We start from the raw sequence: 12,230 nt of genomic DNA on the forward strand, positions 1-12,230 counted from the left end.
AAAGTGAAGAAGATCATTAATATGGCATTTATGGCCTTATTGCTTGCATCGGCCTGCTTTTTGCCTCCAGGAAAGGTCAGCGCTCACCATGATGACGAATTTAGAGGAAGTCTCGTTATTGCAGGAGGCTCATTAGGCAGCAGCAACAAGGATATCTATGAATCTTTTATTAAACTCGCCGGCGGAGCCGAAAAAGCGAAAATCGGCATTATTCCCGCTGCGAGCGGAAGTCTGAAATCCTCCAAGGAGTTTAGAGCAGATCTTGTGAAATATGGGGTGAACGAGAAGGAAATCGTGATTCTTCCGCTATCGGACCATGATTTCAGTGATACTGATTTTGATGAGAAATCGTGGAAGAACAATGTCCACAGTAAAGCGGTTGTAAGTCAGATCGAGGATCTTTCGGGTATCTGGTTTGTTGGAGGCGACCAACTTCGAATAACAAATACATTATATGATGCCAAGGGAAAGAGTACGTTGGCGCTTGATGCGATTTGGAACGTGTATAAAAAAGGAGCTGTCGTGGGCGGAACAAGTGCAGGCGCGGCAATTATGAGTGATGTCATGATTACCGGCGGTGATAGCTTAGGAGGGCTAAAAGGTAAATTCACCGGAAATTCCGAGTCTCCAAAAAACAAAGAGTATGAGCCCGTCCGTATTGACCGGGGGCTCGGGTTCTTTAAATATGGGATCATCGACCAGCATTTCGATGAAAGAGGGAGACTCGGGCGTTTGGTAGCAACGGCCATTAAATACGAAAAGCAAAAAAAGAAATATAATTCTTATGGAATTGATGAAGATACAGCGTTGATTGTCAACAATCAAGAAAAAACAGCTGAAATTGCAGGCAGGGGCGGAGTGACGGTTGTTGATTTAAGTAAAGCAAAAGAACACAAGGGGAAGATCAGTAATGTCTCCATCAGCCTCTTATCTCCTGGCGATAAGATGGATTTGACTGCTAAATCATTTACGATCCATTCAAATAAGAGTGCCACTAAAGGAAATGAGTACTATCAATTTAAACCTTTGGAAGCAACGGGTGTCCTGACTTCATATGGAAAACTCAAATCATATTTGTCATATTCGCTTGTTGATAATGCTTCAACTGAATCGGTAAAAAGCTATTTATATGATAGCAAGGGATCAGGCTATGCCTTAACCTTTAGTAAAACGGGAAACACAAATGGGTATTGGGGCTATCAAGATGGACAGAAAGATGATTATTCCATCACGAATGTGAAAATGGATGTTGCCCCTGCTTCTCTCCAATTTAAAAGAGACAAGCATGCTTTTAAAGACTATCAAGAAGCCAATTTTGAACTTCCTGAAAAAAAGGAGCGCGGTCGCATAGAAGGAAATTTGGTCATTGCAGGTGGAGCACTTGGTTCAAGCAACGAAGATGTGTACAAAAAGTTTATTGAGTTGGCCAAGGAAGGTTCTGATGCCAAAGTAGGCATCATTTCGGCTGCAAGCGGAAGCCTGAGCTCCTCATACGCCTTCAAAAACGATCTATTGAGGTATGGCTTGAAAGATGAAAATATCAAGATCCTACCGATTTCAACTCATGACTTTAAAGGAACTTCCGTGGATGAATCAAGTTGGAAGGAAAACAGAAATAGTGATCCTGTCGCTGCCGAAATAAAAAACCTTGATGCCATTTGGTTTGTGGGCGGAGATCAGACGTATATTACAGAAGCATTATTCAATCCAGATCAAACGGAATCAAAAGCATTAAAGGCGATTTGGGATATGTATAAAAATGGTGGTGTGTTAGGCGGAACAAGTGCAGGAGCAGCGATCATGAGCGATGTCATGCTTGCCGGCGGCGGCAGCTTGGAGACACTAACAAAAGGATTTACGAACACGTATAACGGAATGGAACAGCAAGAAGGTGGGCCGGGTTATTTGGAACGTGGGCTTGGCTTTTTCCAGTATGGGATAATTGACCAGCATTTCGATAATAAAGCAAGGCTCGGCAGACTTATAGCAACTGCACATGAAAAAGGCAATCATGGTCAGCTGTCATATGGAATTGATGAAGACACAGCAATGGTTGTCAATAATCTCAAGCAGAAGATCGAAGTAGTCGGGCGCGGAGGAGTAACCGTTATTGATTTATCCAAAGTTAGCACCAATCCTAAGATAAAAAGCGAATATAAAAATATTTTACTATCTACAATCGCACCAGGGGATAGTGTTGATTTCAAAACGAAAGAGATTCAAATAGATGAACATAAAACCCGTACAAAAGGAAATGAGTATAGTGATTTTGACGCCGCTCCTCATTCTGGTGTATTAACGGCTCATGGCACATTAAGTAAATTCCTTTCTTATCAACTTGTTGATAACAGCAGAGAGAAAGAAGTGAAAGCCTATTCTTTTGATAAAGGAAAAGGAGTGGAGCTTACATTCAGAAAGACAAAAGAAACGGATGGATTTTGGGGGTACAAAGACGGCAGCAAAGATGATTATTCAGTCGTTAATGTTGTTGTGGATATCACACCCATTACAGTAAAGAATGAATAAAGCATTTTGAACCGATTCAAACTTGCAGACACACCTCATCATGATTGGGTGTGTCTTTATCGTTTGTGAATATGGACGTGGGCAACCTTTTCCTGCTATATCCATTTTTCTGAAAAGGAGTCACCCATTTACAATTGGTCTACTCCTTTGCCCTCTGTGTATTTTCTTTAAGTATAAAAGATTAGCTCTTCAACCAACTATCTTAGTTCATTTTGAGAGCTCGTCATGTCCATTTGGTTCAGGGTTTTATGTATGTAACAAGTTTGCTTATTGAAGAATGGCTTCAAGCGGATGCTTATTTCACATCAATACTAAATGGTCGTACCCGTTTTTCTTTGCTAAAAAACCTTATTATTTCATATGAAAATCATAACTTGTACATGATTTTATTTAATCTTAGGTTGAATGAATTTCGCTAGTTTCGTAGTGCTGTTCGACAGAGAAAGCATATGGGAAAGCATGCACTGTAAAGGGACCTCACTGTATTTACTATAACCGCCGAATAACTCATTTTTAGGTATCTTTTCTATACGAAAGCTATTTATGCATGGTGTTTATACTATCGGTATAATATTTTGGACTTAAGTTATTTTTCCGTTATACTAATATTGCAGGATATACTAAAAAAAGCAGGTGGTTAGTATGGGAAGAGTACAAGGTAAAGTGGCATTAGTGACAGGTGGAGCTTCAGGCATCGGGTTATCGATATCCACATTAATGGCTAAAGAAGGCGCAAAAGTCGTAATTGCTGATTATAACGAAGCGGGAGCAAAAGAAGCGGCCGAAAATATTACAAGCCAAGGCGGAGAAGCCGTTGGGCTATTCTTGGATGCAGGGCAGGCTGATTCGATCCAAGCGGCTGTCGATTTTACGGTTGAAAAATATGGAACGATTACAGTACTGGTTAATAATGTAGGGTTGTCTAATTTGCAAAAAGATCTTGATGTTGTGAATCTGGATTTGGAAGAATGGGACAGGCTTATGGATGTGAATTTAAAAAGCGTGTTATTGGGAAGCAGATTTGCGATTCCCCATATGATCAAAGCCGGGGGAGGGTCCATAATCAATACGGCATCCATGGCTGGCTTTGCAGGTGACTCTGTGCGATCGGCATATGGGGCCTCCAAAGCCGGGGTGGTGAATTTGACGCGGTATATAGCTGCCCAGTACGGGAAAAATCATATACGTTGTAACGGAGTGGCACCTGGCCTTATTTTGACACCTGCGGCCAAAAATAATATGCCTCCGGCCGTGCTCGACATATTTGCCAAGTTCAACGCTTTGCCATACCATGGTGAAGCGGATGATATCGGTTATACCGTTCTATTCCTTGCATCCGATGAGTCCAAATTCATTACCGGACAAACCATACAAGTGGAGGGCGGTCACTACATGGCCAATCCAAGCATTTCGGATTTCGACGATTATGTGGCGAATCAGTCGAAATGAGCAAAATCATCAAACCCTGGATAAGCTTTTGCCTTATCCGGGGTTTTTAGGTAGAATGCCATTATCATAACAACTGTAAAGAAGGTGTATATCCTTGAAAGAAGCCGATCATGATGCATTGCTTAATATTAAAACAAAAGGCGAACAAGTAAAATTCAATGATTCCATGCATTATCACCGCTATGAGCCAACGCCATATAAAGCCCTAGAGCTTTTGTTCCGAGAATATGAACTCAATAGTCGTGATCGCCTTGTTGATTTTGGGTGTGGGAAAGGGCGAGCGTGGAGATGAACGAGCATTTTCACAAAGAAGCGATCGGGAATCTGAAAAGTTATCGGAAGAAGTGGAAGAATCACAATGGCAGCATAGAATTCAACTGCTGCTTGGCAGAGGAATATGCTATTGATTCAAGGGACAATCGATTTTATTTCTTTAATCCGTTTTCCATCCAGATTTTTATGAAGGTGATCAATAACATCCTGATTTCCTACGAAAATGAACCGCGCCAAATTGAACTTATTCTATATTATGGTTCACAGGATTATATTTTTTTCCTGGAAAATCAAACCTCCTTCGAGTTGAAACAAGAGGTGCCGTTACCGGGCATGACTGAAGCGAATCCATATGAGAAATTTGTCATTTATCAATTATCGAATTGATTCCTTGCTTTTTTACAAGAATATAAAAACACCCAAGCAAGTGGAATGCTTGGGTGCAAAAACGAGTAAACATGGCATTCGTACAGTGAATGCTTAATTTACAGCATATTGTAAGGACCTTTGTGGTTGAAGCTCATCTTGCTTTTCTACATATATTTGATGCCAAATCATGAAAGTTAAAATCGTCCATAGTTTTCGACTGTTATCCATTTTACCATTCACATGATTTTCAAGTAATTTCAAGATTTGCTGTTTGTTAAAAAGATAGTCTGTTTGGCTCTCATGGATCAGCTTCACTGACCAATCATATAATTCGTCCTTTAACCAATGTCTTATCGGAACTGGGAAGCCAAGCTTCTTTCTGCTCCATACATGTTCGGGTACGATTCCACGGGCAGCTTTTCGGAGCATGTATTTCGTCGTTCCATTTCTGACCTTTTGATCCATGCTCAGTTTTGATGCCGTGTCGAAAACACATGTATCCAGGAATGGAACTCTTACCTCTAAAGAATTTGCCATCGACATTTTATCAGCTTTCAGTAAAATATCACCTTTGAGCCATGTCTGAATATCAATGTTTTGCATTTGTGTAATCGGATCATAATCTAAAGAGTTTGAATAAATGGGACTGGTCACTTTTTCATTCTCTAAACCATTCAGATAATTCACCAGTAATCCTTTCTTCTCTTTCTCATCGAAGATATTTGCATTTCCGATATATCGATCCTCTAGTGCCGTAACACCGCGCTCAATGAAACTCTTTCCTTTTACGCCTTCCGGCAAAATGGAAGAAAGGGTCTTTAACACATTGTTAAGCGGCGATGGAATATAGGAAAACATACGCAGGGAATGCGGTTCCCGGTATATATTGTATCCGCCGAATAATTCATCTGCTCCTTCCCCGGACAAGGCGACCTTGACGTGCTTTTTAGCTTCCCGTGCGACGAAATATAGCGGGACGGCAGCAGGGTCGGCTAGAGGGTCATCCAGATGCCAAATAATCTTGGGAAGTTCGGCCAAAAATTCCTCTGGACTTATGATATAACTAATATTCTCTACATTTAAAGCGGCAGCCGTTTCCTGTGCAACGTTTATTTCACTATAACCATCTCTTTCAAAGCCCACTGAAAAAGTTTTTATTTTTGGATTAATCTGTTTGGCGATGGAGCAGATAAAAGATGAGTCAATGCCTCCTGAAAGGAATGATCCAACTGGAACATCACTTCTCATATGTACGTTCACCGAATCTATTAAAGTCTCCTGGATTTCTTTGGATACTTTTGAATCTTCCATATTGGAAGGATGAAATGTAGGCTGCCAAAACTTGGTGATATCCATTTTCTTACCAGGCTCTTTAGTGAAATAATGACCAGGCAATAGCTTTTTAATATTTTTGGATAAGGTGGATGGTTCGGGAACATATTGAAAACTGAGATAATGCTGTAGTGAATTCACATCCAGCTTCTCATCCATTGTCGTCAAGATGCTTTTTTTCTCCGAAGCAAAATATGTAACCTCATCTTGCTCACAGTAGAAAAACGGCTTGATTCCAAAGTGGTCTCTTGCTCCAAACAGCTTTTCCTCAATTTTATCCCATATGACAAAAGCGAACATCCCCCGCAGCTTTTGAACGGCATGCTCTTTTTGACTGCAATAAAGTGCCAGGATTACTTCCGTATCCGATTGCGTAGTGAACTCATATCCACTTTCAATCAGCTCTTTCCTCAATTCAATATGATTATAGATTTCACCATTGAAAATGATCCAATACCTTTCATTTTCATATGAAAGAGGTTGGTTGCCATTCTCTAAATCGATGATACTTAATCTTCTAAATCCAAAATTCACGAAATCATCAAAAAAATAACCTTCATCATCCGGACCTCTATGGGTGATGATCGTATTCATTTTTTTGATCGCGTCTTTCATATTTGAATTTATGGCTTTTGGATATTCTTGAATACATCCAACAAAACCGCACATAAAATCCACCTGCCTAAATAATTATAATAAAAAATGATTTCGTAGTGACTTTTCTCGAGAGTGAAATGAAATTAGGATAATCGAATCAGTCAACTAGCGTTAAATAGATAAAAGGTATCTAGATTACAAGGTTAGATTATTATTATAAATTTGTCAATTTTATTCATAAAATGAATTAAAATGTAATATGATGAATGGTTCAAGACCTTGTTGATGATGCAAAACATATAAATTGAAGGGGATCTGAGTGAATAGTCCTATGAAAAAACAAATTGTTGAGAAGAAGAATAAATCTTGGATAGCTAACAATGGAATGGTGTGAAGGAAAAGTTAGAGAGTTTTGTCCGTGGCTCTTTTAAATGGATATGGAACTTGAATGATAGGGGAAATTAGTAAAAGGGACGTCCAATAAGTCGTTATTCCGACTATTGGACGCCTTCTTGTTTTTTACTTATCCTTGGAACCAGTGTTTTGGAACAGCCCTTATATTTTTAATTCAATAGTTCCGTTCTATGATAAAGTGCGCACGATCGCCCCTGAAGAAGGTTTTGGAAAATTCAATGACTGAACCATCACTTTCGTATGTGTAGGTTTCCAAGGAAAAACAAGGTGATCCGTTTGGTACTTCCAATTTACCGGAAATGGAGTCGTCGGCAAGTGAAAATTCCAAATGCTCGACCGTTTTTTTCACTTTTAAATTGAATTGTTTTTCAAGTACTTCAAAGAGCGATTTCTCACATGCTTCAATATTCAACCCTGGAGTTTTATACCAAGGAAGATAGGCGATTTCATATTGAAGGGGGACATCGTTTACGTAGCGTATCCGCTCCAGTTTATTCACGGGATCTCCAATATTTTGCTTGAAAAGCTTGGCAAGGGTAGCGTTTGCTTCGATGACCTTTAGGCTGATGACCTTTGTGGAAGGATTTTTTCCTTGCATCGTGATTTGCTCGGAGAACTTTTCAACTGTACTTGATAGGAATTGCTTCACTTTATTTTCCGAAACGAAGGTTCCTTTCCCCTGAACACGATAGATGTAGCCCTCGACGGTCAATTGCTGTAAGGCCGTCCGTACTGTCGTCCTGCTTACACCGTATATTTTACAAAACTCTGCTTCAGTCGGTAATTTAGTATTCGTTTCATATTCGCCTTTCTTTATAAGATCGATGATCGATTCCTTAACTATGGAATGCAATGCCGCATCTTTATTCATGGTCTCCACAGTGATTCCTCCCATACTCATTCCAATATATACATATAGATTATCTCGGATAAGTTCAATAATCAACTGATAATCAAAAATTTGTTATAACAAATAAAAAATTGTGTTGATATTTTTTAAAATTGTAATTACAATGTATGTATGGAGGTAATAATACCCATTTCAAAAATACCGGTAGAGGAGAGGATAAAGCGAAAGGCTATCATTCATTAATAAATACAGTTTCATCCATGTTTAAAAAAACTGAATAATCAATCATTATAAAGGGGGTATATCAATGAATATCTTATTATGCTGTTCTGCGGGGATGTCTACTAGTTTATTAGTTACAAAGATGGAGGAAAGTGCGAGGAATCAAGGAGTCGATTGTCATATTTGGGCGGTTGGATCGACCGAAGTGAACAATGAAATGGATAAGGCCGATGTGATTCTTTTAGGACCACAAGTTAGATATCTCCTTTCCAAGTTACAGGAAGCTGTAAAAGAAAAAGGTATTCCTGTCGCAACCATCAATCCGATGTTCTATGGACTGTGTAATGGTGAAGAAGTGCTAAAACAAGCCACTACTTTAATTAAGGGAGAATAAGGATATGATGACTTTTATTGATAAGTATATTATGCCAGGAGCTGTAAAGGTAGGAAATAACCGGCATCTGCTTGCGATTCGTGACGCATTGATTGGAATGATAGCGATTACAATGATCGGATCATTTGCGGTCCTGTTCAATAATCTTGGGCAAGTCATCAAGCCTTATGGAAGAATGATGGAGGCCATTTTCGGTCCCGCATGGAATACGCTCGGCGGTGATATTTGGTTCGGGACCTTTGCATTCATGACGGTATTCGCCGTATTTGGCATTTCTTATAAACTAGCAAGATCTTACGGCGATGATGGCTTTGAAGCGATGTTGGTATCAGCGGCATGTTTCTTCTTGCTATTGCCTCAAATCGGTAATGTCACATTGACCATCGATGATAAGGCCGTTTCAGGCGGGGCTTGGGGATTCGTCAGCGTGAATTATTTTAATGCCACCGCCCTATTTACAGGTATAGTCGTTGCCTTAATTGCGACTGAAATATTCGTGAGGCTTTCACGGGTGAAATATTTAGTCATTAAGCTGCCGGATGGAGTTCCTCCAGCTGTAGCCAGGTCGTTTGCCAAGTTAATTCCTGGGATGGCCACAATCTTTGCCGCTGGCTTGTTCGGACTGCTATTTCGCAAAGCTACGGATGGGCAGGTGTTGAATGATTGGCTGAGCAAGGTAATCGTATCTCCCTTACAAAGTGCGGTAGACTCATTGCCATTCGCAATTTTATTAGTATTTCTTGTTCATTTATTATGGATGATTGGTTTGCACGGACCAAATATCCTTGGCGGAATAACGACTCCGCTTTTTGAAAGTTCGGGAGTGAAGAATATCGATTTGTATGCTAAAGGTGTCAAAGATCTGGACCAGTATGGTGTGTTGGCAGGCTCTTTCCTTGATGCATTCGTTTATTTAGGAGGGTCTGGGGCAACATTGGGGCTTATCATTGCCATGATCATTGCAGGACGAAAACGCTATAAACAGATGATTGCGCTCGGAGGGGCACCCGGGGTGTTCCAAATTAACGAACCGATTCTTTTCGGATTGCCAATCGTTTTGAATCCAATGTGGTTCATTCCTTTTGTTCTCGGTCCGGTAATTACAACCGTGATTTCTTATATTGCCGTAAGCAGCGGAATGGTTTTTCCAATCGTAGCCAAGATACCTTGGGTTACACCTCCGATCGTGGGAGGATTCCTGGCAACTGGAGGTCACGTATCTGGAGCTATATTGGCAGCAATCAATTTAGTCATTTCAACTGCGATTTATTTACCGTTTGTTTATGCCCAGGTGAAGATTGATACAAAAAATAAAACAGAGCTAACGAAAGATTCAGAAACGTTAAGCGTATAAGAAAGCAGTGATGAAAATGGAAAAAGAAGAATTATACCAGTTATCGTTTCAATTGATTTTATATAGCGGCAATGCGAGAAGCTTTGCAATGGAAGCGATGCAGGAAGCGAAAAAAAGAAACTTTGAATCTGCCCGTTCAAAAATTGCCGAGTCGGAATCCGAACTACTGCAAGCCCATAAATATCAAACGCAATTAATCCATGCTGAGGCAGGCGGGGACCACTTTGAACTTCCCATTCTCCTGGTCCATGCACAGGATCATCTCATGACAGCGATGACATTGAAGGATCTTGCGATTGAAATGATCGATCTACGCGAAGAATTCTCACATGCAGGTACTGTGAAGGAGGGAACTGCGGAATGAGCAAGGGATTGAAGATTGTTACAATAGGCGGAGGATCAAGCTATACTCCAGAGCTGATCGAAGGCTTCATTAAGTATCATGAGGAGCTTCCTGTAAGTGAAATTTGGCTAGTGGATATCGAAGCGGGTAAGGAAAAACTTGAAATCGTCGGGGATTTGGCAAGAAGGATGATAGAAAAGGCTGGGGTCAATATAGAAGTGCACCTGACATTAGATAGAAAGAAAGCGCTTAAAAATGCGGATTACGTCACGACACAGCTCCGGGTCGGCCAGCTTGCTGCTAGAGCTCTTGATGAGAAGATTCCTTTGAAGCACGGAGTCATCGGACAGGAGACAAACGGACCTGGCGGGCTTTTCAAAGCTTTTAGAACGATTCCCGTCATACTTGATATAGCGCGTGAGATGGAAGAGGTTTGTCCGGATGCTTGGCTGATCAACTTCACCAACCCTGCCGGAATGGTAACGGAAGCCGTTCTTCGTCACAGTAATATTACCAAAATCATTGGACTATGCAATGTCCCGATTGGCATGGAGCGAGGAGTGGCGGATTTAATGGGCGTGGAGCCATCAAGAGTCCGGATCGACTTTGCGGGGTTGAACCATATGGTTTACGGATTGGATGTATTCGTTGATGGGGAAAGTGTCAAGGATCAAATCATCAAACTGATTACAGATCCTGCAAAAGCCGTCACGATGAAGAATATCCATGCAATGGGATGGGAGCCGGAATTCCTAAAGGCGTTGAATCTGTTTCCATGTCCATACCATAATTACTATTATAAAACGGGAGATGTGCTTGCCCAGGAATTGAAGGATGCAGAAAATGGGGAAACGCGTGCTGAGGTTGTCCAAAGGCTTGAAGCAGAATTATTCGAGCTATATAAAGACAAGGACCTGGCGATCAAGCCGCCGCAGCTGGAAGAGCGTGGCGGAGCATACTACAGTGATGCTGCCGTAAGGTTAATTCGCTCGATGCATACCGATAAATGCGATATTCAAGCTGTCAATACCATCAACCAAGGTTCCATCGAAGGCATCCCGTATGAATCGGCCATTGAAACCAGCTGTGTAATAACGAAAGACGGTCCGAAGCCGATCAATGTCGGAAAGCTTCCAGTGGCTGTCAGGGGATTGATCCAGCAGATTAAATCATTCGAAAGAGTGGCCATCGAAGCTGCAGTCACAGGGAACTATGATACTGCATTGCTTGCCTTGACGATTAATCCGTTAGTTCCAAGTGATCGTGTTGCGAAACTTATTCTTGACGAAATGCTTGAAGCGCACAAAGACTATTTGCCTCAGTTTTTCGAGGAAAAGGAGTTGCAGGATAATTTATCATGAATGAAGTTCTAATAAATGCAGATGACTTCGGGTTAACTAAAGCGGTGAATTATGGAATTTTGGATAGCCACAAGTATGGAATTGTCAATTCGACGACGATTATGATGAATGCAAAAGCGACGGAGCATGCGATAGAAATCGCCAAGAAAACACCATCCTTGAGAGTGGGCATACACTTAGTGCTGACATGGGGGAAACCTTTGTTGAGCGACGTACCGAGCTTGGTTGATGAAACTGGAAACTTCAAGAAACAAGGAGTGGTATATGGCAATCCCGGTGATATCTCCTTGGCTGAGTTGGAGCGGGAGTGGTCGGCACAGATCGAAAGGTTCCTGGAATTCGGGCTCTTTCCAACTCATTTTGACAGTCATCATCATGTACATGGGATAAAAGCTTTTCTGCCGGTTATTCGAAGGCTGTCGGAGAAATACCGATTGCCGGTTCGTAATGCCGGGGAGCACTTTGCCGGGATTCAAACCGTTACAGATATCTTCCTGGATGACTTTTATGGAGATATGGTTGTTGAAGATTATTTTGAAAACTTAAAGGGAAGGGTAATCGATGGAGCAAGTGTGGAAATAATGACTCATCCGGCCTATCTGGATGAAGAATTATTTGCTGTTTCCTCTTATAACGATAAACGCTTAAGAGAAACGAGCATTTTGGTTAATGCTAAATTGCCAGAAGGATTTTTCCTTAGATTCAGCATCAATCAAGTTAAGATCTGAATGTATAAACGGTAATCC

General features: G+C 41.0%; 9 protein-coding genes and 1 pseudogene. 8 read left to right on the forward strand and 2 right to left on the reverse strand.

Features of this window, described 5'->3' with window-relative positions; translation table 11 throughout:
* Positions 1–3: 3 nt before the first annotated feature.
* The 3 genes and pseudogenes from ABE28_RS08645 to ABE28_RS08655 all read left to right on the forward strand — a co-directional run bounded on the left by ABE28_RS08645 (position 4) and on the right by ABE28_RS08655 (position 4,635).
* Positions 4–2,526 carry a cyanophycinase gene (locus tag ABE28_RS08645; RefSeq protein WP_257390746.1) on the forward strand — a complete coding sequence of 841 codons (2,523 nt, stop codon included), beginning with the start codon at positions 4–6 and terminating at the stop codon, positions 2,524–2,526.
* A 642-nt stretch (positions 2,527–3,168) separates the two neighbouring features.
* Positions 3,169–3,975, forward strand: a complete 807-nt coding sequence (locus tag ABE28_RS08650) for an SDR family NAD(P)-dependent oxidoreductase (RefSeq protein WP_064464490.1) — start codon at positions 3,169–3,171, stop codon at positions 3,973–3,975.
* A 94-nt stretch (positions 3,976–4,069) separates the two neighbouring features.
* A pseudogene (locus ABE28_RS08655) lies at positions 4,070–4,635 on the forward strand (SAM-dependent methyltransferase).
* 93 nt (positions 4,636–4,728) lie between these two features.
* Here the strand turns inward: ABE28_RS08655 and asnB are convergent.
* Entirely contained in the window at positions 4,729–6,618 is a 1,890-nt protein-coding gene (gene asnB, locus ABE28_RS08660) for an asparagine synthase (glutamine-hydrolyzing) (protein WP_064464488.1), read from the reverse strand.
* A gap of 496 nt (positions 6,619–7,114) precedes the next feature.
* Complete coding sequence (locus tag ABE28_RS08665) at positions 7,115–7,831, reverse strand: GntR family transcriptional regulator (protein ID WP_064464551.1); 717 nt, start codon at positions 7,829–7,831, stop codon at positions 7,115–7,117.
* 286 nt (positions 7,832–8,117) lie between these two features.
* Here ABE28_RS08665 and ABE28_RS08670 point away from each other — a divergent pair, with 286 nt between their 5' ends.
* From ABE28_RS08670 to chbG, 5 genes are read left to right on the forward strand one after another with little or no spacing between them, the layout of a single operon-like run.
* The gene (locus tag ABE28_RS08670) at positions 8,118–8,426 is read left to right on the forward strand and encodes a PTS sugar transporter subunit IIB (protein WP_064464486.1); all 309 of its coding nucleotides are present in this window, start codon (positions 8,118–8,120) and stop codon (positions 8,424–8,426) included.
* A gap of 4 nt (positions 8,427–8,430) precedes the next feature.
* Positions 8,431–9,780, forward strand: a complete 1,350-nt coding sequence (locus ABE28_RS08675; protein ID WP_064464484.1) for a PTS sugar transporter subunit IIC — start codon at positions 8,431–8,433, stop codon at positions 9,778–9,780.
* 16 nt (positions 9,781–9,796) lie between these two features.
* The gene (locus ABE28_RS08680; RefSeq protein ID WP_064464549.1) at positions 9,797–10,144 is read left to right on the forward strand and encodes a PTS sugar transporter subunit IIA; all 348 of its coding nucleotides are present in this window, start codon (positions 9,797–9,799) and stop codon (positions 10,142–10,144) included.
* On the forward strand, positions 10,141–11,484 hold the full coding sequence (locus tag ABE28_RS08685; protein ID WP_064464482.1) for a 6-phospho-beta-glucosidase: 1,344 nt from the start codon (positions 10,141–10,143) through the stop codon (positions 11,482–11,484). Before ABE28_RS08680 ends, ABE28_RS08685 begins: the two co-directional genes overlap by 4 nt.
* The gene (gene chbG / locus ABE28_RS08690; RefSeq protein ID WP_064464480.1) at positions 11,481–12,212 is read left to right on the forward strand and encodes a chitin disaccharide deacetylase; all 732 of its coding nucleotides are present in this window, start codon (positions 11,481–11,483) and stop codon (positions 12,210–12,212) included. Before ABE28_RS08685 ends, chbG begins: the two co-directional genes overlap by 4 nt.
* The last annotated feature ends 18 nt before the right edge of the window (positions 12,213–12,230 follow it).

It is taken from the genome of Peribacillus muralis, from assembly GCF_001645685.2.
Classification (GTDB): domain Bacteria; phylum Bacillota; class Bacilli; order Bacillales; family DSM-1321; genus Peribacillus; species Peribacillus muralis_A.

What these genes read in the sequence shown, in the direction of transcription:
- ABE28_RS08670 (WP_064464486.1), top strand. Translation starts at nt 8,118, where the DNA reads ATGAATATCTTATTATGCTGTTCTGCGGGGATGTCTACTAGTTTATTA.
- chbG (WP_064464480.1), top strand. Translation starts at nt 11,481, where the DNA reads ATGAATGAAGTTCTAATAAATGCAGATGACTTCGGGTTAACTAAAGCG.
- ABE28_RS08680 (WP_064464549.1), top strand. Translation starts at nt 9,797, where the DNA reads ATGGAAAAAGAAGAATTATACCAGTTATCGTTTCAATTGATTTTATAT.
- ABE28_RS08685 (WP_064464482.1), top strand. Translation starts at nt 10,141, where the DNA reads ATGAGCAAGGGATTGAAGATTGTTACAATAGGCGGAGGATCAAGCTAT.
- ABE28_RS08650 (WP_064464490.1), top strand. Translation starts at nt 3,169, where the DNA reads ATGGGAAGAGTACAAGGTAAAGTGGCATTAGTGACAGGTGGAGCTTCA.
- ABE28_RS08665 (WP_064464551.1), bottom strand. Translation starts at nt 7,831, where the DNA reads ATGAATAAAGATGCGGCATTGCATTCCATAGTTAAGGAATCGATCATC.
- asnB (WP_064464488.1), bottom strand. Translation starts at nt 6,618, where the DNA reads ATGTGCGGTTTTGTTGGATGTATTCAAGAATATCCAAAAGCCATAAAT.
- ABE28_RS08675 (WP_064464484.1), top strand. Translation starts at nt 8,431, where the DNA reads ATGATGACTTTTATTGATAAGTATATTATGCCAGGAGCTGTAAAGGTA.